This window comes from Arachidicoccus sp., assembly GCF_050436765.1.
Lineage (GTDB): Bacteria > Bacteroidota > Bacteroidia > Chitinophagales > Chitinophagaceae > Arachidicoccus.
The window spans coordinates 1-22,263 of record NZ_JBNQGD010000153.1 but is presented as its reverse complement, the minus strand read 5'-3'; the positions used below and the strand labels follow the sequence as shown (position 1 = coordinate 22,263).

Genomic DNA, 22,263 nt, shown 5'->3' with positions numbered 1-22,263 from the left:
GTAGTAGCGTTTTAGATAAAATACTCTTAGCGTAAAAATTAGATTTTTGAATAAAGAAAATTCTTTCTCCTATAAAGTGTCTGAATCTGTTAAGGATTATATGATGCTCATGAAATTCACTTTGAGTTTCACGGTAGTTTTTTCTTGTGTCATAAGTTATCTTTTATCACCCAACACGCAAGTGTCGAATGTGGTAAAAATTATAGAGCTCTTTGTAGCAGGGATGTTGGTGACCGGCGCGGCTAACGCGATCAATCAGGCAGTGGAAAAAAGTACAGATGCCATGATGAAGCGTACCGCAAATAGACCCGTGGCTTCGGGAAGGATGTCCGCCCAGCATGCATTAGGATTTGCATTTATTACCGGCGTACTTGGGATAGTGATGATGTGGACCTGTTTTAATATGGAGTCCGCGTTTTTATCCGTTTTTAGTCTTTTTTTATATGCTTATATTTATACGCCTTTAAAGAAAGTAAGTTCAATCGCGGTTTTGGTGGGTGCATTTCCGGGTGCTTTGCCCTGTTTAATTGGTTGGGTAGCGGGATTCTCTCATGGCGGGGATAATAGTTGGGCAGGCGGATGGATATTATTTCTCATCCAATTCCTTTGGCAATTTCCTCATTTTTGGGCCATTGCATGGGTTGCACACAACGATTATAGTAAAGCGGGGTTTAAGTTATTACCGTCTGAAAAAGGGCCGACAAAAAAAACAGCCCTGCAAGCAGTTATTTATTCGGTGATGATGGTTCCTGTCGGTATGCTTGCCTTTGTAGGTATAGGATCCAGACCCATTAATGACATAGGAAGTATAGCAGGGAAGATTAGCTTTGTAATTATCCTTTTGTGTAATTTGGGAATGGTTGTCCAATCCATAAGGCTCTATATTAATATGGATGTAAAATCTGCGAGACGGGTAATGTTTAGCAGCTATATATATTTACCGATTGTATTGTTAGCATTGTTATTTGCGGTAAATAAAATTTATTAAATGGTGAGTGCAGTAGAAAATAGAAGTAGGTTACATCCACACAAATTTTTATTGTGGATTGGGATTGCGAGCATTGTGATGATGTTTGCGGGACTTACGAGTGCTTATGTGGTAAAAAGATCTTTCGCCAATTGGATGGAGTTTTCTTTACCAAAGATTTTTTGGGTTTCTACAGCCGTGATATTGATAAGTAGTTTAACGATTCACCTGGCTGTGAAAAGTTTTAAGGCGCACGAACGTAAAAAATATAGAACTCTTATTACGGTTACTGCAGCTTTAGGCGTATTATTTGCCATATTACAGTTGTATGGCTTTACCGAGTTGCATGAACAAGGTATTCAAATATTTGGGGTAGGAAGTAATGCTTCAGCCTCGTTTTTAGGTATTATTACCGGATTGCATGTTTTGCACGTTTTGGGTGGAGTGATAGCGTTATTGATAACTTTTTTCAGGGCGTACCGTACCAAAGTGAAAAGATATGATGCCGCCCCCATAGAGATGGTCGCTACCTATTGGCACTTTGTAGATATTTTATGGATTTATCTGTTTATATTTTTTAGTTTAACTTAGTATAAATTCTTTAGAGAAAACTTAAATAGAAAATAATTTTTATTATCAATTATTATGGCAAATACAGCAGCAGTACATATTGAGAAACCAAGTAAATGGGACGGCGGCAGCAGCCCCTACAAAGTTGAGTACGGTAAATTGATGATGTGGTTCTTTTTACTGAGTGATTCGTTTACATTTGGCGCTTTGCTTATTGCGTACGGCACTACCCGTTTTGCAACTATTGGCTGGCCCGATGCGAATAAGGCTTTTGACGAATTTCCCGGATTACATATGCCTGCTCCATTGTTGTTTGTGAGCTTAATGACTTTTATCCTCATTTTAAGTTCTGTTACCATGGTTTTGGCGGTGCAGGCAGGTAAAGAAATGAATAAAAAAGATGTGGTAAGATATTTAATATTTACTATCATCGGGGGTTTAATGTTTTTGAGTTGCCAAGCTTGGGAATGGACACATTTATTTCACGAAGGTGCTTGGTGGGGTCGCAATCCTTTTCCTAATGCGGACGGCACTGTCTCAACGAGTAATTTTACGAACTTCTTTTTTACCATTACAGGATTTCATGGATTTCACGTATTTTCTGGTGTGGTTATTAATACGATCATGTTGATAATGACTTTACGTAATAAATTTGAACAAAAAGGCCATTATTTAATGATTGAGAAAGCAGGTTTATATTGGCACTTTGTAGATTTGGTTTGGGTATTTGTATTCACTTGTTTCTATCTTGTATAAGAATAAATAATAATTCAGTTTTAAAATTATATTGATCAATGGAAAACTTAGCGAACTTAGAAAGCGGCGGCCATACGCATGCGCACGCGTTTGACTCCAAAGCTGTGAAGAGGGAGATCTGGCGTATAACCTTGTACCTTTCTATCTTGACTGCTGTAGAATTGGGGTTTGGATTTCTCATGATGCCTTGGCCTGAAGAGAGTCTTAAACGGCATTTAGTGAAGGGCATAGTCTTAGCATTGATGCTTTGGAAGGCTTTTTATATTATTGGCTATTTTATGCATCTACGCCATGAAGTTCGGAACCTGATAATGTCATTAGCTATCCCTGCACTTTTATTCATTTGGTTCATTTTTGCTTTCTTAAATGAAGGCAGTGCCTATAAAAGAGAAAGAGCAAGATTCGAACCCTATCATGTGGAAAGAGCTAAATTGATGATGCCTGTTCAAGAACAACCTAATCCTGATGTGACACATCATATGGATGTTCCGAAGCCGGAAGCGACTCCAGAAACGAAATAATGTGACAAATAATATGTTTTGAAAAGCCATCTATTCTTTAGATGGTTTTTTGTTGTGCTTATAACAACTTTTATGAAAATTATATAGGACCTTTGCCCCGCAATAGAACACATTGTTTGTATTTGCTTAGGCCTTTTTGTAACAATGCGTCACAATGAACTATCATCGTTAAAAGATAAGAGAGATGAATAAAAAAGCACTATTGGCCATTTGTATTGCATTGGTAATTCCCCTAATCGGTTACTTTGGTTTAAAATATGAAGGCGAGAATGCCGTAACAATACCGAATAAGTATTTACTTGATTCCGTAATTACCAAAGTAGAAAATGGCAAGATTTCGACCGATAGCATTTGGCATACAGTACAAAATATTCGTTTGGTCAATCAATTGGGAGATACGGTAAACTTGTATGATATTAAGGATAAGGTCATTGTTGCTGATTTTTTCTTTACCGGTTGCGCATCCATTTGCCCAATACTTACGCATAATATGGCTAAGCTGCAACGTTCCTTTGAGCGAAATCAAGTTCAAAATGATGCAGTTGGCGCCAATAGAGTTCAATTTCTTTCCTTCACGATTGATCCGCTCCGCGATAGTGTAACGCGGCTAAAAAAATATGCCGATAATTATGGTGTTAATTCTGATAATTGGTGGTTCCTGACCGGGAATAAAGACTCTATTTACAACTTTATTTTTCAGCAACTAAAGGTTGATAAATATAATGATACCATTCCTATAAGTCCTTATTTCCCGCATACGGCGCGGTTTGTTTTACTTGATAGGGATTTTCATATACGCGGTTATTACAATGGCCTGGATACCGTCGAATCCTTGCCGAAACTCGCTCATGATATTAGTTTACTAATGGTGGAAAAAGATAAAGCCCACCCCAGCGCATTGCCTTTTGACCCTGTGGAAATGGGGGTCATGCTGCTGATAGCCTTTGTATTGGTGATGATTATTGCGCGTTTAATTTTTAAGAAAAAACCCCAGCAAAAGGATGCTACTAAATAATTTATAATAGACATGAGATGCTAGAACCTTCTATTCAAAAAAATGACCGCAAAGCAAAATGGCTGATTGGGGTGTTTTCAACGATTACTTTCTGTATTATTGTTGCATTAGGAAAATATAAGCTTACCAATGTAAATCTCGGGTTTAACCCACACGTATTTGCCAAACTGAGTGCCATTATCAATATATTCGTTGCTTTATTTTTGTTGGCCGCTTTGTTGGCCGTAAAAAGTAGAAAGTATTTGCTGCACAAACGTATGATGCTTACAGCTTTGGTGTTGTCCGTTTTATTTTTGATTTGCTACATTGGGCATAATTTATTTGCCGGTGAAACTAAATTCGGAGGCGAAGGAGCTATTCGTATTTTTTATTTTATACTGCTGATAACACATATTCTATTAGCGGCTATAATGCTGCCTGTTATACTGTTTACGGCTTATCGTGGGCTTACCGGTGAGTTTGCAAAGCATAAAAAAATGGCAAGAATTACTTGGCCGCTCTGGTTTTATATTGCCGTTTCAGGACCTATTATTTATTGGCTAATCTCTCCTTATTACCACTAATATATTGATTCTACTTTTTCGAAAAATGTCCAACTCATCGTAGTGTTGGACATTTTTTTAAAATAAATTTTGTAAACTAATAAATTAGGTATACATTTGATTTATTAATTTAAAACCTAAATAAATAAAATATATACAATGAGAACATTAACAAGGGCCGAAGAGCAAATAATGCAGGCAGTTTGGAAAGTTAAACAAGGCTTCTTAAAAGACATTTTAGATCAGATGCCTGAGCCAAAACCGCACACCAATACAGTAGCGACTATTTTAAAAATTTTGATTGAAAAAGAGTTTGTGAGTTATGAGGTATTTAGTCGTGCCCATCGCTATTATCCACTTATCACTAAAGAGGATTATTCCAAAGGATCCCTCAATAATTTAGTGGGTAATTATTTTAGTGGTTCCTACAAAGACGCAGTGTCCTTTTTGGTGAAAGAGAAAGAGATGAGTGTGAAGGACCTTGAATTGTTACTGAAGCAATTAAAGAAATAATTAAAGCAATCCTATTTTAAAATACTAAAAACGAGTGTTATGCAAAATATTGTGTTATACTTAATCAAGGTAGTGGTTTGTTCCGGTATTCTCTATGCCTATTATTTGTTGGCATTACGCAACAAAAATTTCCATCCCTACAATCGTTTTTATTTATTAATCACCGCAGCTCTTAGTTTCTTATTGCCACTGCTTCATTTGAGTATGTTTGATATAAGTAGCAATAATGAAAAAATGTTGGCAATGATGCGATTGATGTACGGTGGAAGCCTTCCGGATGTAGTAGTAGGTTCAACTGGGCCCACGGCTGACTGGCAACAGTTATTGTTATATGCTTCTGTTGTGGTAATGGTGATTTTACTTATACTTATTTTGATTCGGGTTGTTAGAATATATCAATTAAAGAAAGCATTTCCGCGCCAGAAGGTAGAAGGAATAGATTTCATCAACACCGATATTGAAAACGCACCGTTCTCCTTTATGAAAAACTTATTTTGGCGTAATGATATAGAATTGGGTGATGCTATTGGAGAACAAATCTATAGGCACGAGATGGCACATATCCGCCAAAAACATTCGCTTGATAAAATATTTTTCCAAATACTGCGCGCCATTTTTTGGATGAATCCGATTTATTATTTTATGAAAAAAGAATTGCTGCTCATTCATGAATTTATAGCAGATAAAAAAGCCGTGCAAAATAACGATGGGGAGGCTTTTGCGCAGATGTTATTACGGACACAAATGGGGAAATTTAATTTCGAACCCGCACATCCTTTATTTTATTCTACCATTAAAAAAAGATTACTGATGATTACTAATTCTAAAAAGCCGAAGTATAGTTATTTACGCCGGTTACTGGTTTTACCATTATTGGGTTGCGTAACTTTTGCATTTGCTTTTCGTGCTCATAAAATGGAAGTAAAGAAAAACGAAAACGCCATGCAGAATTTGATAAATGTTTTGCAACAGCAAAAAGACACAACCTCGCATCCAACTTTGCAACTAGTACCGGTAAAGGGGAGAATTACGGGTCTGCGGTTGGTACAAGATGGAAATTTGCCGCCCGATAATAAGTCTGAAAAATCTTTTGGATATAGACTTTCTACTGATGGAAGTCAACCTTTATACGTAATTGATGGACTTCCTGCTAAAGATAAAAATGCATTAAGTGCCATTCCCGCCAATAAAATAGAAAGCATAAGTATCTTAAAAAATGAGGGTGCAAGGGCTATTTATGGTGATAGAGCCAAAGACGGAGTAGTGCTTGTTGTAACAAAAAATAAGGTAAAAAGCGCCAATGATACCAATAAAATACAAACGGTTTCTGTTACCGATATTAAAAGAGGAACACCACCTCTCGTGTTTGTAGATGGAATAAAAAAAGATTTTGATGTCATTAATACAATAACGCCTCCGTCCATTGCCAGTATCAATGTTTTGAAAAGTGAAAAAGCTATTGAAAAATATGGAGCGGAAGGTAAAAATGGTGTGATAGAAATTACGACGAAAGATAAAGGTCAGCATGTCTTTACAATTAATTATTATAATAAAGACAGTTCGCATAGAAATTCAGCGATAGAATTTACATCCGTACAACATCCCGCTACCTTTCCTGGTGGTACGAAAGCGTGGCAAGGATATTTGGTAAAGAACTTGAACTCTCGAATCCCTGCTGAAAAAGGTGCGCCTACTGGAACCTACTTCGTAATAGTTTCTTTTCTAATTGATAAAAATGGAAACATATCGGAAGTTAAAGCTATTCATACACCAAAACCAGCCTATGGTATGGGTACTGAAGCCGAACGTGTCATTAAAACAAGTGGTAAATGGAATCCGGCCGTGCAGAATGGGCATGACGTTACTTATCGCCAAACACAAAAAATTGTTTTTTCGGTGACGGAATAATAGGGATCGAGAATAATTATTATGTGGTCATTTTTTATAAAGCAACTTTCAGATTCTGGAAGTTGCTTTTTTATATACAATATTGCTTTTCAAGCCCTTTGGCTTAGTTTTTGTTTTATTAAATGTTAAATCCAACCCTGTAAATATGTTTGTTAACCCTTAAAAAAACAACTATGGATAGCAAAATTTTATACTACGCTAAATCACATTTGGAGGGAAGTTTTTTGCAAGAAGCCGCGGAAAAAATGGGTGAAAAACTTGAAGACCTTTCTAAGGCGGTATCGGCAATTGTACCAACAATTTTTGGCGGTATGAGCAATAAAATTACAAATGAACCCTCTTTTTTGCCAACCATTATCAGCGAATCTAAAAATATTTTCAACAATCAATCTTTCCACCATCTTAACGGGCTTATAGGAGAAAATAATGCTGAAACTAACATTACACAGTCAAGCTCCTTTTTATTTGATGTATTTGGTGGCAGTTTGCATCATATTGTCGAAAAAATCGCTTCCTTTGCAGGCATTAAGAATAGCAGTACGCGTCAATTGTTTGATGCTTCAGCTATTGCGTCATTAGGTAGTATTGGTAAAAATATTATAGAAGAAGGCGGCAGTTCTGAATCGATAAATAATTTCCTCGCGAAGAATAAACCCGGATTTCTTAGTATAATTCCTGCAAGTTTAGGCTTAAGTTTATTACTTTCGGGCGCGCATTCGCCAACGGAAGAGGCGAATAATATTCATCAACAATCAAATACTTTTCAAATGCAAAAGAGTAACAGTTTCCTTAAAACACTTCTTATCACCGTTATTGGAATGGTTATAATAGTAGTGTTGTTTCGCAGTTGCTGGGGTAATGAGAAAGAGCATGACCACGTAATAGGCAGCCATGAACAAGCAACATCGATGATTATAACCAACAACAGCATTATGAATACTTTTATTTAATGAGCCGCTAAACCCAAAAATCTTTGGTTTTTGGAATATAAGTCGTTGATTATTTTGACATTTTGCATAGTCAGTATAAGACTCTAAAAACCTCGAATGAGACTTGCGAGTATACATGTCCAATGGGTAGTAAGATTGCCGACTTCCAGCAGGCAGTTAGCAAATCGTAGTGAAGCACGAAGTCAAAACATTTAGTTTTTTTGCTGATTCACTTAAATGTAATAGTTGAGCATTATCAATTTTCAACATTTTTAAAAGGTATGCACCACTGCGTACCTTTTTTTTGACTGTGGTTCATTCACCGACTAATAACTCTAACTCATCGAAAATGCTTTTTAAGTTGAAGAATAGTCGATGTACATTTGTATTATAAAATTTTGAATAATGGAAAACGAAGAAAAGAAAGTAGAGATGGGAAGCGATTATCAAGCGTCACGCTTTGATAAATGGAATGATTTTCCAATGCGCAAAAATCACAACAATGGTTTGGCGGGATTAATTGTTATCATTGCCGGTATAATTATATTATTGAGCCGCTTACCTCAAACGGAAGGCTGGTTTCCTTCCTGGCTCTTTGATTGGCCAATGATTTTAATTTTAGCAGGTTTTTTTGTTGGAGCAAAGCATCGATTTTGCGGTGGCGGATGGTTAGTGCCTATTATTGTTGGTGTTTATTTCTTATTGAGAGATAATGATAAAATTGGAGAGAATATGAGTGTGTACGCTTTGCCCGTAATGCTCATTTTATTGGGATTCTTTATAATCATTAATAGAAATAGCCCGAGACGCTGTAGAGTAGGGATGCATCGTCTTGATAGAAGACATCGTTATTTTAATAAGTTCGAAAATCAATACCAAAATAAGGGCTCAAAAATCTCTGACAATAGTAGTGAAGATGTAATTGATATTAATTCCGTTTTTGGCAGTAGCGAGAAAGTGATGTTTACCAAGACATTCAAAGGAGGCACTATTAACTGTGCCTTCGGAGGCGGGAAAATAAATCTTACGCAGGCGGACATGGAAGACAAGGCAATTCTTACTGTATCGGTAACTTTTGGCGGCGCGGAAATTATTGTTCCTTCTAATTGGAATATCCAAAATGAACTTACCGCTTTTATGGGCGGCATTGAGGATAAACGAAGATCGGTTGCAGGAAATGTTCAAGATAAAACACTCATTTTGCGTGGTAGTATTTTTTGTGGTGGTGTAGAGATTATGAACTAATAAACAAATGCATATTAAGGTTTAAATAAGAGCTATTGATACAAATAAAACTTCGCCGCATAAATATAAAAAGTAGGGGAGCCATCTTTCTTGCGATGATAGCGTGTGCGCAGTTCTATTGGTTATATTTCATCAACACCATTCCTTTAGAAATATCGTTGGTTGATGCTTTGGGAAGTAGTTTGTTATTGTATGGTTTATTCTTCTTTATTAAATATGCAAGATCTTTTAATTTTTCCTCCCGAGCAGATTATGTGGTGATGATTTTTCAGAATATAGTTTTTGCGTTGTTGTGGATTTATTTTTGTCGCTATGCTTTAATTGATCTCTTTGCTACACAAAAAAACTATGTTGCGCTTTGGCAAACGAGTTTTTTTATGCGTGGATTTGTGGGATGGGTAATCTTATTCTGTTTTAGTGCTATTAATTTTTTAGCCAATCAACTTAATCAGACACGCGCTTCTATTATTGAGGAGCAACAGGCCCAACAGTTAAGGAAAGAAGCTGAACTATATAAATTGCGGCAACAATTACAGCCACATTTTTTATTTAATAGTTTGAATTCTATTAATGCACTTATTGGCCGTGACCCTAAGAATGCGAGGAATATGATACAACAGTTGTCCGATTATCTGCGCAGCACCCTGAGAAAAGAGGATGATACCTTTATAACTTTTCGAGAAGAATTAAGTGACCTGAAATTGTATTTGGCTATTGAACAAGTGCGCTTTGGACATAGATTAGTCATAGAGGAGTATATTGAAATAGATTGTGATGAAATACAAATACCTCCTTTTTTGTTACAACCATTAGTCGAGAATGCGATTAAATATGGTTTGTATGGGACTATTGGTTCCGTGCATATAGTAATTAAAGTGATAAGAAAAAAGGATGCACTCGTTTTCAGTATTACTAACCCCTACGATTTGGACGCTGTAGCCACAAAGGGAACGGGTTTTGGCTTGGAGTCCATTAGAAGAAGATTGTATTTATTGTTTGCAAGAAATGATTTATTAAAAATAGAACAGAAAGTACAACCATTGGAGTCTACGAGAAGTGATGAAAGTTCGCCGTTGCAAACTTTTATGGCGACGATCGCCATTCCTATAAGAAATAATATTTGAATTTTTAAAAATGTTTTATGCGTACAATTATTATCGATGATGAACCATTGGCTCGTTCTTTATTGCTAGAGCTTTTAGAGGCTGAAAAAGATATTGAAATTGTTGCTGAATGCGGTGATGGTTTTGAAGCGTTAAAAGCTATTCAAGACCTTCAACCGGATCTGATCTTTCTGGACATTCAAATGCCTAAAATTACCGGATTTGAGATGCTGGAATTGCTGGAAAATCCACCACGTGTGGTTTTTACAACTGCATATGATGAATATGCGCTTAAAGCATTTGAAGTCAATGCGCTGGATTATTTATTGAAGCCGCTTAACCCGGAAAGGTTAAGTAAATCGCTTCAAAAAATACGTCAGCAAAAGGATAATAACTCAGAAGATTTGAGGGGAAAAGTACTTCAATTGCCGGAGCAAATGCAAAGAATAGTCGTAAAGATGAATGGCAATATTAAAATCTTACCACTACCTGAAATTTTTTACTTAGAGTCAGCAGACGATTATGTAAAAGTACATACCCACGATAAATATTATCTCAAACATCAAACAATGAACAATTTTGAGCAACAGTTACCGATGCACCAATTTGTCCGTGTTCACCGTTCTTGTTTGGTAAATGTGCAACATATTCATAAAGTAGATTTGTATGAAAAAGATCAGTATTGTGTTGTATTGCGTAATGATGTGCGGCTGCCTGTAAGTCGCAGTGGCTATGGTAAACTTAAAGTAGTTTTGGGCATATAGCTTCTTGCTTAGCAAGCCTGGAGTCACCAACCGGTACTTTATGTCGGCCAAAAACCGACGAGGGCACCGGCTATTTTAATTTTGTGCTTCGCAGAATCTTCATTTCTCTAGGTTATGCTGACATATATTGAGGGTATTTTTACGAGGATGGATTTTGAATGTGATATTCTATATAAATACTTATCTTTAAGGATCATAATTATGCTAAATCTATACAGTTTTAAGGCGGTAAATATTGCTATAGTGGCTTTCTTAGATTAATGATAGAGGTACTTACCCTGTTAGGTTACTTATAAAAAGTAATTATATTTTTTATCGTTGAATAAAAATTAATGCATGAAAAAGTTTTCACTTATTGTGTCTTTACTTTTATCTGGCTCTTGTCTTCTTGCCCAGTCTGCCAATCGGCAACTCGTTCAGTCTATACTTTCTAAAATGACCTTGGAACAAAAGGCGCGTTTATTAGTAGGCAATGATTTTAATCTGGAGGGTGCATCTAAAACGGCCCGCGAAAAAGTTCCCGGCGCGGCAGGTACGACTTTTCCTCTTATCCAGTTAAAACTTCCATCATTAGTTTTATCTGATGGCCCCGCTGGCGTAAGGATTAATCCGATAAGAAATAATGATAGCTCTAAAACATACTATGCTACAGGCTTTCCGGTGGCAACTTTACTAGCTTCCACCTGGGATACGGCTTTGGTTTATAAAGTGGGAAAAGCTTTTGGCAATGAAATAAAAGAGTTTGGTGTAGATGTCATACTTGCTCCTGCGATGAATATTCAACGCAACCCTTTAGACGGAAGAAATTTTGAATACTACTCCGAAGATCCTGTGATTGCTGGCAATATAGCAGCGGCGTTGGTCAACGGGATTCAATCTAATGGTGTAGGGACCTCTATCAAACATTTCGTTGCAAATAACGAAGAAACCGATCGGACAACTTTAAACGAACTCATAAGCGAACGGGCATTAAGAGAGATATATTTGAGAGGATTTGAAATTGCCGTGAAAAAATCGCAGCCCTGGACAGTGATGAATTCTTATAACAAAGTAAACGGAATTTATACTTCGGAAAATTATGATTTAAACACCACTGTGTTGAGAAAAGAATGGGGCTTCAAAGGTATGGTAATGACCGATTGGGGTGGCGGAAGGCACCCGGTAGAACAGATAAAAGCGGGTAGCGATTTACTTATGCCGGGAACAGAAGGGCAATACAATGCGATTATTGCTGCCGCTAAAAATGGCACCCTTTCCATAAAATCTATTGATAGAAATGTTGCAAGTGTACTGGCCTTGATTGTGAAATCTCCTGCATTCAAAAAATATAAGTACTCCCAAAAGCCGAATATAGAAGCGCATGCGAAAATATCCCGTATGGCGGCTTCTGAGGGGATGATTTTATTGAAAAATGAAGGGGAAGCCTTGCCCTTAAAAAAGGCCCCTACCAAGATTGCACTGCTTGGCGACGCATCTTATCATACTATCGCTAACGGCACTGGAAGTGGTGACGAGCACAAGCCTTAGGTTATTTCCCTCGCAGAAGGATTGAAAAATAGTGGCTACATGATCGACCCTCAATCAACCACAGCTTCTGTTGATGCATTGGCCGATAATGATGATGTGGCCATTATCACCATTGGCCGAAATGCAGGCGAAGGTAGTGATCGTCCTATTGACGGCGATTTTACCCTGAAAAATAGCGAAAGAGAAATGATTAAAAATATCTCTACGGCATTTCACGCGAAGGGTAAAAAAGTGGTTATTGTTTTAAATATTGGGGGTGTAATGGAGGTGGCAAGTTGGCGCGATGATGTTGATGCCATATTGTTAGCATGGCAGCCTGGTTTAGAAGCCGGCAATGCCGTTGCGGATATCTTGAGTGGAAAAATAGACCCCTCTGGAAGGCTTGCAGTTACCTTTCCTATGAAATATTCTGATGAACCATCGGCAGAAAATTTCCCCGGCACGACCTTTCCAAAGCAAGCGCGTAACGCTATTTTTGGCAGTAATTCCACCAACCGGGAAGTAGATTACAAAGAAGGAATCTTTGTCGGCTATCGGTATTTTAATACGTTTGATGTGAAGCCTGCATACCCTTTTGGTTATGGGTTGAGTTATACCCATTTTGATTTTGGTAATTTACAAATAAGTTCTTCCAGTTTTCATAATCAGATTGCTGCAAGCGTTACCATAAAAAATGATGGACAAAGCGCGGGAAAAGAAGTGGTGCAACTGTATATTTCTGCACCTAAGGGGAAGTTGCAGAAACCGGAAGAAGAATTGAAAGCATTTGCAAAAACAAAGTTGCTGCAACCGGGCGAAACCCAAACCATTCATTTTACGGTTACACCGGCGGATCTGGCATCCTTTGAGCAGGATGATAACGCTTGGATTGCGGACAAAGGAATATACACTTTAAAGATAGGTGCGTCTTCTGCTGATATAAAGCAACAAGCTACTTTTAATGTTGCTTCGAAACTTATCGTGGAAAGAACGCATCCGATTCATTATCCTAAGGAGATCCAAAATTTGTGAGCATAAGTATGGCCTAATTATATTTGCTTCGTTAGTTTTTCCTTGGCTGCGCAGCAAAAAGCTACGCATTAAAACCAGGAGTAGATCATTTTAAAGGGTTCTGAAGATTCAATTTTTACCTTTCATTTTATTCTCCTCCAACTATGCAACATTTGAGCTAATTTTGTGGCTCAAAATATTTTAGTTTTTTATGCCCCAGTTTCATTTTCCTAAGCAAACAAATTTTTATAAAGGCAAAGTGCGCGATGTTTATACCATTGGAGAAGATACATTAATAATGGTTGCCAGCAACCGCATTTCGGCTTTCGACGTTATTTTGCCAAAACCAATTCCTTACAAGGGACAAGTATTGAATCAGGTGGCTGCTCATATGTTGAAAGCAACCGAAGATATTTGCCCTAACTGGCTTACCGCGAATCCTGCTCCTAATGTTTCGATGGGTAGAAAATGTATTCCTTTTAAAATAGAGATGGTGGTGCGTGGTAATCTTACAGGCCATGCCTGGCGGACCTATGCAAGTGGTAAGCGCGTTTTATGTGGTGTGCATTTGCCGGAAGGGATGAAAGAAAATGATTTTTTTCCCACACCTATTATTACTCCTTCTACAAAAGCCGATGAGGGGCACGATGAAGATATTTCCAAAGAAGAAATAATTGCTAAAAATTTGGCAACAATGGAAGATTGGAATATTTTGGAAAAATATGCCTTAGCTTTATTTGCGCGAGGAAAAGAGATGGCTGCAGCCCGTGGGCTTATTTTAGTTGACACCAAATATGAGTTTGGTAGAATCGGGGACAAAATTATTTTAATGGATGAAATTCATACGCCCGACTCTTCGCGCTATTTTTATCTGGACGGTTTTGAGGGGAGGCAGTTGAGTGGCGAGCGTCAAAAGCAATTAAGTAAGGAGTTTGTCCGGGAGTGGCTGATAGAGAATAATTTTATGGGCAAAGAAGGGCAGGTAGTTCCTGAAATGTCTGGAGAGTGGATTGACACCATTTCTAAACGTTATATAGAACTGTACGAAGCTGTTACAGGTGAAAAATTTGTTCCCGAGGATTGGGCGGACGAACAAACTTTTGAAGCAATTGTAAAACTGTTATAATAGAAAAGATTAAAGTGCAGCTCACAGGTCTTAATGGTAAAAATTGTAAAATCAAAATGGTACATAAGAGACAGTCATAATTCATCATTTTTAAACCGTTATTCGAATGATTCTTTCTGTAAGAGGTAAAACACCACAATTAGGAGACAATATTTATATTGCGCCAAATGCGACTATTATTGGTGATGTGGAAATTGGAGAAAATTCTAGTGTCTGGTTCAATGCAGTAATCCGCGGCGATGTAAACAGTATAAAAATAGGCAATAAAGTAAATGTGCAAGATGGGGTAATTATACATTGTACTTATCAAAAAACCACCACTACGATTGGCAATAATGTTTCTATCGGACACAATGCTGTTATTCATGGCTGTACGATTCAAGATAATGTGTTGGTGGGCATAGGCGCCATTATAATGGATGGATGTATTGTGCACTCCAATGCGATTATTGCTGCGGGTGCGGTGGTTTTGAAAAATACTATTGTGGAAGAAGGGAGCATTTACGGTGGAGTGCCTGCCCAAAAAATAAAAGAAATCTCACCAAATTTAATTGAGCACGAAATCGAACGTATTGCAGATAGTTATTTGATTTATGCTGATTGGTATAAGGAAGTGAAGACAGTAGAGTAAGCTTCAACTAATAATTTTTGATGTCCATCGTGTCTAAAATATTTCGGTAGCTAATATAGCGTTCTACAGAAATGACTCCTTTGGCTACCGCTGCTGTCACGGCACAACCGGGCTCTTCAATATGCATGCAGTTGTTAAATTTACAACTATGGATCAATGCGCGCATTTCCGGAAAATAATGAGAGAGTTCTGCTTTTTCAATATCCACCAGCCCGAATTCACGAATACCGGGTGTATCAATAATTCTTCCGCCAAAAGGCAAGTTAAACATTTCGGCAAAAGTGGTGGTATGTAGCCCTTTACCACTCCAATCACTTACTTCCTGGGTGCGCAAATTTTTCTCCGGAAAGATGTTGTTGATAAAAGTAGATTTACCTACGCCTGAATGTCCGCTTAATAGAGTGGTTTTATCTTTTAATATATCTTGCAGATTACTCAAACCTTCCTTGGTCTCCATACTTAGAGCGATAATATTGTAGCCAATGGCACAATAGGTTTTCTTCATCTGTTGCAACAACTCCAACTCTTTCTTTTTGTATAAATCTATTTTATTAAAAACAATAATGGCCGGCACGTGGAAGGCTTCGGCGGAAACCAAAAAGCGATCGATAAAACCGGAAGATGTTTTTGGATTTTTTAAGGTGGCAAAAAGTAATACTTGATCTAGATTCGCCGCTACAATATGGTGTTGGTTTTTGTTGTGTGGGGAGATGCGTGCGATATAATTCTTTCTGTCTAATATTTTCGTGATGATAACCGATTTTTCGCTTTCGGTATCTTCTTCTACATTCACTTCATCGCCCACAGCAATAGGATTTGTTGAGGTAATGCCATCTAACTTCATAACCCCTTTCAACCTTGCATTGAAAGTATTGCCATTACTGGCTTGTACAATATACCAGCTTCCTGTAGATTTATAAACTATTGCCTGCAAGTAGAAATTATTTACAGCGAAGATATTGCAATTGATTGAGTTTAAAGATGGCAAAATTACTTTGTTCTTTTTCGAAGTTTATACCGGAAAATGGTTCCTTTTGCACTACTTTTATTTTACTTAACTTTATCTATTGCAAAATAATAAAACCAAATAAGATGAATTTCTCTAAAATAATTGTTTCCATTTTTCTTTCTGCTATTTTGTTGATAAATTATTCCTGCGCAAAAACTTCCTCCAATAAAAAGCTACCTGATGACACAACTGATTCGAGTGGATCGACATTTGTAAAAGGTGCGGATATTGGTTGGCTACCGCAGATGGAAGCTAGTGGTTATACTTTTTATAATGACAAAGGAATAGCACAGGACTGTTTTCAAATATTGAAAGATCATGGTATTAATACTGTTCGTTTAAGGGCCTGGGTAAATCCTTCCAATAACCCACAAAGCGGACATTGTAGTACTGCTGAAACAATTGCTATGGCAGTTCGCGCAAAAAAATGGGGTATGCGTGTGATGATAGATCTTCATTATAGTGACAGTTGGGCAGATCCGTCAAAGCAGGTAAAACCTGCTGGGTGGGTGGGTGATGATTTCTTTCATTTGCTTTCAGATGTCTATAATTATACGTATGGTGTGATGCAAGGGCTAAAAAACAATGGTGTAACACCCGAGTGGGTGCAAGTGGGTAATGAAATCGCAAGTGGTATGATTTATCCAGAAGGCTCAACAGATCACTGGGATAGCCTGGTGCAGTTGATAAATAAAGGGTATGATGCTATAAAAGCTGTTAGTCCAACTACTAAGGTGATTTTGCATATAGATCAAGGCAATAATAATCAGCGTTTTAGAACCTGGTTCGACAGTGCAACAGTGCATCATGCAAAGTACGACGTTATTGGCATGTCTTATTACCCTTATTGGCTACCGGGAAAGCCGGATTATACTTTATCTATTGATGATCTTGGAAATAATTTGAAGGATATGGTATCAAGATATGGCAAGGAAGTAATGGTGGTGGAAGTGGGCGGTGAAGACGATCAACCGCAAAATACGTATGATATGCTAATGGCAGTGCAACAGAAGGTACGACAGGTGCCGAATAACGAAGGTTTGGGCATTATTTATTGGGAGCCGGAAGGCGCGAGAAGTTGGAGTCATTATCCGTTGAGTGCCTGGGGCAATGATGGCAAGCCCACGCATGCATTGGATGCATTTGCGCAAAATTGATGGGGTTAAAGGGTGTGACATTTTCCCATATTTGTAAATGATTAATAAAGAAACGAATTATTTTCGTTCCTTTATTAGATTAAATTAAAAGTTGTCTTATGGCTAAGAAAATATTGATGCTGTTAGTAATCGTTTTTATTGCTATTCAGTTTTTTCATCCGGTAAAAAATATTTCTTCGGCACCTACGCCTAATGCGATCGCACTACACTATGAAGTGCCTCATGATGTACAGACGATTCTAAAAGTTGCCTGTAACGACTGCCATACCAACAACACTCGTTACCCTTGGTATAATAAAATACAGCCAACTACTTGGTATTTAGCTAAGCACGTGAATGATGGGAAAAGACATTTGAACTTTGACGAGTTTGCAGGTTATACGTTAAAAAAACAGGCGCATAAGATAGACGAGGTTGTGAAAGAAATCAAGAACGATGGTATGCCTTTGACATCGTATAATTTAATCCATAGTGACGCAAGGCTGACAGTGGATCAAAAAAATGTGCTGATAAAATGGGCTGAAAATTTAAGTAAAGAAATTAAGACAAAAAATACTACGGCTTTGGCTAAGTAGCTATATTAAGGATTTGGATTAGGGTTTTCATTCTTTACGATAAACCGCTCGCGTTGATACCATCTATAACCAATATAGAATAATAGGCAAAGGGGAATGCTCATCAAATATAGGATGCCATTATTTAATCCGCTAGCAGGTCCATCACCCAATTGTGCCGCAGTCTTGGTGCACAACGCGCATTGTGCTATTGTTTGAGAAAACGTAAATGCAGAGAGCAAAACAAGTAATAAAATATTTTTTAGCTGTTTCATTTTTTAAAGATTAAATTTTAATAGACGATCTATCAACCCAACTTAAATAGATGGGTGCAACGAATTTTATCGCGCCTTTAATTTCCGCACTCCCTGATATACACTCATCCAGAACCCAATCACCATTACGATTACGCCTATCCATAGCACACTTATAAATGGAAATTCGATTACTTTAAGCGTAAGTGCGTCGTTCAAGGAATTGCTTTCTTTGACACCTATTTCTAATTTTCCGTCTTTGTCATTGAGTACTTTGTTGAATTTTATGACCAAGCCTTGTGCCATTACCGTATCGGGAATAACCTTCGCATTATCTTTTTTTATCAATACCATTGGAGTCGCCGGGAATTTGCTGCCGTCTTTTGAAATCACTGCCATGTTCAGCGTCATCAGCATCTCGTCAGGTGTAATTGTAGGATACTTTTCGTTGGGCTTATTGACATCAACTTTGTTTAAAACCAACATGCCATTAGAGTAAAAAGTTGTATCACCTACTTTTATTTCCGATGCTCTAAATGTAGTGGTGTCCGTACCCTGCTGTTGCCAGGAACTTACATAGGCGTAAATATCCTTATTCCAAAAATGTTTTGAATTAGGGGTTGCACCAAAGCCTTCTGCCTGACGATTATTTTTTAACCAATAAGGATGTAGTGTGAATTCTTCCTTTGTTTTCTTGTCTTGAAAATGAATAGTAAATACACGTTGTTTAGCCCTTGTATTCATGGAGTCTCCTACAAATGTCACCATATATTTTCCCATATCAATAGGCAAGCCTCTAAATAGGGTAATATTTTCGGCTGGATCTTCTGTTTTTGTTTTTTCAAACAAAGGGATACCGGTTGTGTTTTTACTAAGAATATGTTTTTTACTAGATGATAAAAGAACGCCCAAAAGCACCAAGCCAAATCCTATATGTGCGACAGAAGCACCTACTGTTTTTATTTTTCCACCTAATACCAGGAAAATATAGCTAATATTTGCAATGACGGCATAAAAAGCGGAGAAAAGCGCGATGTAAATAGCCACCAAAAAGCCTACACCGTGTTCAAGGTAGTCGATTTTTACAACGGAACAAAAGGCGATGGTTACTAGTAAAGAGATAATTGTTGGTAAAAGTAATTTGCTTTTTAAATATGCTTTTGTCGTGTCTTTATATTTAAAATATTGTACAAAAGCAGTCAAAGCGCCTATAATAAAAACAATAAAAATTTGTATCTGATTGTAAGAAAACAATACGTCTTCGGGTTGTGCAATTTTTGTCCCAAATATTTTATTGAAGACGGGTATCGATGTTTTTCCAATGATAATGATGCCAGCTAAAAATAGTATTAATGAACCGATAAACATCCAGAATTCCCGGCTATAAAGGCTCTCTTCTTTTTTAATGGTCGGCATGTCTTTTTTCCTGATGAAAAATAATATCATCGCCGGAATAAAGAAAATTAATATAAAGGATATGAGCTGTATGCTCATATCTGCTCCGGTAAAGGAGTGTACCGATGTGTCGCCCAGCACGCCGCTTCTTGTTAAATAAGTGGCGTAAAGTACCAGGCTGAATGATAGTATATAGAAAAGATAAGTTGTCCTGAGTGAATACTTAGAGTTTTTGTAAACCATATTGGTGTGCAATCCAGCCACCATTATTATCCAAGGAACCAGTGATGCATTTTCGACTGGATCCCAGGCCCAAAAACCACCAAAATTTAAGCTTTCATAAGCCCAAGCAGCACCCATCATAATACCTAATCCTAAAACACCTCCGGAAAAGGCTGCCCAGGAAATGGAATATTTTGTCCAACTGTGATCTTTGTTGGTCAAGCCAGCGAAGGCATAGGCAAACGGAACAATTGTAGAGGCAAAGCCCAAGAATAAAATAGGCGGATGTATAACCATCCAATAGTTTTGCAAGGTTGTATTTAACCCTTGTCCATCTCTTAGAAATTGAAGATAATTTTGTTTGAATAATCCTGTTGCCTGATCTATAAATACGGGGGCGTTATCTAATATTCCTTTTTGGCGCATTAGTAAGAATGGATCACTACCGACCTTTAACCCGAAAACATATACACCAATAATCATAGTCGCCAGGCAAAATTGTGCGAAACTGATAACCGTCATTACCGGTGCTTCCCATTTTTTGGCCCGAATCATTAGGATGCAACCCAATACACAGTTCCAAAATGTCCACAACAAGAAACTACCTTCCTGTCCTTCCCACAAACAACTGAAAATATATTCCGGTTGAAGGGTCTTGTCACTATGGTCCCAGGCGTAGAAATATTCAAAAAGGTTGTGAGATAATATGAAATAAATACATGCGATAGTCGTAATTACAGCCACCACTTCTAATATGAACGCTGCTCTTGCCAGCTTTAGCCAGCTCTTTTTTTCTTCCGGAAGTATGGCCTTGTTTGATTTGTAAAACGCGATAGTAGCGATAAGTGTAATTACCAGCGAAACTATGCTTGCAAGGTGCCCCAGTTCTCCAGGGATTAAATGCTCGCCTGTATATGTCATATCAATGTATGCTTACAAATTGAATAATAGAAGGTTTTTATTCAATATCTTATTGAATAAAACATAGGTCATAAAACAGCCTTTACGCTTAAACTTTCTTTCATTGCATTTGGGTTGTCTTTGTATTTAGATGGGCATTTAAGCAGTATTCCACTTTGTTCTTTTATTTGAAAAACGCCATTTTGATCCATCTTTCCTTTCAATACGATACGTTCAGATTTTTCCATATCTGTAGGCTTTTCGAAATAGTAAGCGACATTCATTTTATTGCCCAAAGTATCTTCAACCTGAAACGTTAAGTAGTTTGGATTTCTTATCGGATCATATTTAACAGTTTGCTTTTCTAATTTTGCGATTACTGTAACAGTTTTGCCCATCTTGGCCTTAGCTGAAGCGACCGTTTCATAAGTAGAAAAACTTCCCAGCTGGCTTATTAATAACGCTATTACTACAGCAATCACCACCAATGCAACAATATGTAATTTCTTCATTTCAAAAAGTTTTATTTGAAAGGTGATGCAAAGGTACGTTAAAAATATAGTGGAAAACTATCGCCTTCGTTAAAAGTTAGATATAATGCATTTCTTTTTAGGGTGCGAAAGTCAGGGAACGACCTCCACTTAGCTTCAATTAATCACATTTCGGTTCTCTAATTTTGCTATCATTGATTTATCTTCACTTTATGGAAGAACATAATAAAAGAAGCCGATCTGTATTTAAACGCCTTTTGAAAAATAAAGGTGCTTTCTTCGGACTGATTATTATCTCATTTTCTATATTTATCTCTGTGTTTGCGTACCTCTTGGCACCAGATAGCTCCCCTAATTGCAATCGTATGACTACAGAAATTGCCAATCAAAGGCCAGGTTTTTCTATGGAGTTTCTGCGACTAAAAAAAGAACGAAACGCTGCTGATATTTCTTTTTTTCACCGTTTATTATTTGGCAAAGAGGTAGATTATCAATTGTTGCCTATTGTTGCGTATCAAAAAAATGATTCAGGATATGTGATAAAAAAATATATAGATGAAGGGGTGAGTGAGACACTATTTTTTTCGGCCAATAAGGTCATGCAACCCGCTGTAAGCAAAGAAACTTTTTATTTGGGAACGGATAAATTTGGACGAGACATTGTGAGCCGTCTGTTATTAGGCACGCGTGTAAGTCTTGCAGTCGGCCTAATTGCTGTTTTTCTTTCGCTCACATTAGGAGTCTTTTTGGGCGCAATTGCCGGATATTTTGGCGGCCGTGTCGATAATTTTGTGCTTTGGTTGATTAATGTGATTTGGTCTATCCCTACACTGCTATTGGTTTTTGCCATTACATTGTTATTGGGGAAAGGTTTTTGGCAGGTCTTTGTTGCCGTTGGTCTTACACTTTGGGTAAGTGTTGCGAGACTCGTTCGAGGACAGGTTTTGGCAATTAAAAAACTTGAATACATTGAAGCTGCCAAGGTCCTGGGATTTAGCAATAGTCGAATCATTATAAGACATATTATACCTAATATTGTTGGTCCGGTAATGGTAATTGCCGCAAGTAATTTTGCCTCTGCTATTGTGATAGAAGCGGGATTGAGCTTTCTTGGCCTTGGTGTGCAGCCACCCCAACCCAGCTGGGGCCTGATGATAAAGGAAAACTATAATTT

The 22,263-nt window shown here is 37.5% G+C and carries 23 protein-coding genes; 19 read left to right on the top strand and 4 right to left on the bottom strand.

The features are described 5' to 3' along the window. The first annotated feature begins 46 nt into the window (after positions 1–46). The 16 genes from cyoE (at position 47) to ACQR30_RS06435 (ending at position 15,107) form a co-directional block, all read left to right on the top strand. Complete coding sequence (gene cyoE, locus ACQR30_RS06510) at positions 47–988, top strand: heme o synthase (protein WP_429732964.1); 942 nt, start codon at positions 47–49, stop codon at positions 986–988. After that, a complete protein-coding gene (locus tag ACQR30_RS06505) occupies positions 989–1,558 on the top strand; it encodes a cytochrome c oxidase subunit 3 (RefSeq protein ID WP_429732961.1) in 570 nt (189 codons plus the stop codon). It abuts the gene before it with no gap. A gap of 54 nt (positions 1,559–1,612) precedes the next feature. Next, on the top strand, positions 1,613–2,293 hold the full coding sequence (locus ACQR30_RS06500; RefSeq protein WP_429732958.1) for a cytochrome c oxidase subunit 3: 681 nt from the start codon (positions 1,613–1,615) through the stop codon (positions 2,291–2,293). A gap of 38 nt (positions 2,294–2,331) precedes the next feature. Next, a complete protein-coding gene (locus ACQR30_RS06495; RefSeq protein ID WP_429732956.1) occupies positions 2,332–2,814 on the top strand; it encodes a cytochrome C oxidase subunit IV family protein in 483 nt (160 codons plus the stop codon). A gap of 184 nt (positions 2,815–2,998) precedes the next feature. Further along, positions 2,999–3,829 (top strand): SCO family protein, encoded by an 831-nt coding sequence (locus ACQR30_RS06490; protein ID WP_429732953.1) that lies wholly within the window; start codon positions 2,999–3,001, stop codon positions 3,827–3,829. A 17-nt stretch (positions 3,830–3,846) separates the two neighbouring features. Beyond that, positions 3,847–4,392, top strand: a complete 546-nt coding sequence (locus ACQR30_RS06485; protein WP_429732950.1) for a DUF420 domain-containing protein — start codon at positions 3,847–3,849, stop codon at positions 4,390–4,392. Positions 4,393–4,530: 138 nt separating this feature from the next. Further along, positions 4,531–4,884: a BlaI/MecI/CopY family transcriptional regulator gene (locus ACQR30_RS06480; protein WP_429732947.1), complete on the top strand. Its 354-nt coding sequence runs from the start codon at positions 4,531–4,533 to the stop codon at positions 4,882–4,884. Positions 4,885–4,923: 39 nt separating this feature from the next. After that, entirely contained in the window at positions 4,924–6,792 is a 1,869-nt protein-coding gene (locus tag ACQR30_RS06475; RefSeq protein WP_429732944.1) for a TonB-dependent receptor plug domain-containing protein, read from the top strand. A gap of 173 nt (positions 6,793–6,965) precedes the next feature. Next, positions 6,966–7,742: a DUF937 domain-containing protein gene (locus tag ACQR30_RS06470; RefSeq protein WP_429732941.1), complete on the top strand. Its 777-nt coding sequence runs from the start codon at positions 6,966–6,968 to the stop codon at positions 7,740–7,742. A gap of 384 nt (positions 7,743–8,126) precedes the next feature. Further along, positions 8,127–8,966 (top strand): LiaF transmembrane domain-containing protein, encoded by an 840-nt coding sequence (locus ACQR30_RS06465; protein ID WP_429732938.1) that lies wholly within the window; start codon positions 8,127–8,129, stop codon positions 8,964–8,966. A gap of 35 nt (positions 8,967–9,001) precedes the next feature. Further along, the gene (locus tag ACQR30_RS06460; protein ID WP_429732936.1) at positions 9,002–10,090 is read left to right on the top strand and encodes a sensor histidine kinase; all 1,089 of its coding nucleotides are present in this window, start codon (positions 9,002–9,004) and stop codon (positions 10,088–10,090) included. Positions 10,091–10,107: 17 nt separating this feature from the next. After that, the gene (locus ACQR30_RS06455) at positions 10,108–10,833 is read left to right on the top strand and encodes a LytR/AlgR family response regulator transcription factor (RefSeq protein WP_429732933.1); all 726 of its coding nucleotides are present in this window, start codon (positions 10,108–10,110) and stop codon (positions 10,831–10,833) included. A 336-nt stretch (positions 10,834–11,169) separates the two neighbouring features. Continuing rightward, a complete protein-coding gene (locus ACQR30_RS06450) occupies positions 11,170–12,360 on the top strand; it encodes a glycoside hydrolase family 3 protein (RefSeq protein ID WP_429732930.1) in 1,191 nt (396 codons plus the stop codon). 21 nt (positions 12,361–12,381) lie between these two features. Further along, positions 12,382–13,371 carry a glycoside hydrolase family 3 C-terminal domain-containing protein gene (locus ACQR30_RS06445; RefSeq protein ID WP_429732927.1) on the top strand — a complete coding sequence of 330 codons (990 nt, stop codon included), beginning with the start codon at positions 12,382–12,384 and terminating at the stop codon, positions 13,369–13,371. A 190-nt stretch (positions 13,372–13,561) separates the two neighbouring features. After that, on the top strand, positions 13,562–14,476 hold the full coding sequence (locus tag ACQR30_RS06440) for a phosphoribosylaminoimidazolesuccinocarboxamide synthase (protein WP_429732925.1): 915 nt from the start codon (positions 13,562–13,564) through the stop codon (positions 14,474–14,476). Between the two features lie 106 nt (positions 14,477–14,582). Then, complete coding sequence (locus tag ACQR30_RS06435; RefSeq protein ID WP_429732923.1) at positions 14,583–15,107, top strand: gamma carbonic anhydrase family protein; 525 nt, start codon at positions 14,583–14,585, stop codon at positions 15,105–15,107. Between the two features lie 7 nt (positions 15,108–15,114). Here the strand turns inward: ACQR30_RS06435 and rsgA are convergent, their stop codons facing one another. Then, on the bottom strand, positions 15,115–16,041 hold the full coding sequence (gene rsgA, locus ACQR30_RS06430; protein WP_429732921.1) for a ribosome small subunit-dependent GTPase A: 927 nt from the start codon (positions 16,039–16,041) through the stop codon (positions 15,115–15,117). 158 nt (positions 16,042–16,199) lie between these two features. Here rsgA and ACQR30_RS06425 point away from each other — a divergent pair, with 158 nt between their 5' ends. Then, entirely contained in the window at positions 16,200–17,273 is a 1,074-nt protein-coding gene (locus ACQR30_RS06425; RefSeq protein ID WP_429732918.1) for a glycoside hydrolase family 53 protein, read from the top strand. A gap of 98 nt (positions 17,274–17,371) precedes the next feature. Then, positions 17,372–17,848, top strand: coding sequence for a heme-binding domain-containing protein (locus tag ACQR30_RS06420; protein WP_429732916.1), 477 nt, complete (start codon positions 17,372–17,374; stop codon positions 17,846–17,848). Positions 17,849–17,853: 5 nt separating this feature from the next. Here the strand turns inward: ACQR30_RS06420 and ACQR30_RS06415 are convergent, their stop codons facing one another. From ACQR30_RS06415 to ACQR30_RS06405, 3 genes are all read right to left on the bottom strand, one after another. Next, positions 17,854–18,102 (bottom strand): hypothetical protein, encoded by a 249-nt coding sequence (locus ACQR30_RS06415; RefSeq protein WP_429732913.1) that lies wholly within the window; start codon positions 18,100–18,102, stop codon positions 17,854–17,856. Positions 18,103–18,168: 66 nt separating this feature from the next. Next, positions 18,169–20,619, bottom strand: a complete 2,451-nt coding sequence (gene ccsA, locus ACQR30_RS06410; RefSeq protein ID WP_429732911.1) for a cytochrome c biogenesis protein CcsA — start codon at positions 20,617–20,619, stop codon at positions 18,169–18,171. 68 nt (positions 20,620–20,687) lie between these two features. Beyond that, a complete protein-coding gene (locus tag ACQR30_RS06405) occupies positions 20,688–21,110 on the bottom strand; it encodes a cytochrome c maturation protein CcmE (RefSeq protein ID WP_429732908.1) in 423 nt (140 codons plus the stop codon). Positions 21,111–21,301: 191 nt separating this feature from the next. Here ACQR30_RS06405 and ACQR30_RS06400 point away from each other — a divergent pair. Further along, the coding region (locus ACQR30_RS06400; protein WP_429732905.1) for an ABC transporter permease at positions 21,302–22,263 on the top strand (962 nt) is incomplete at its 3' end.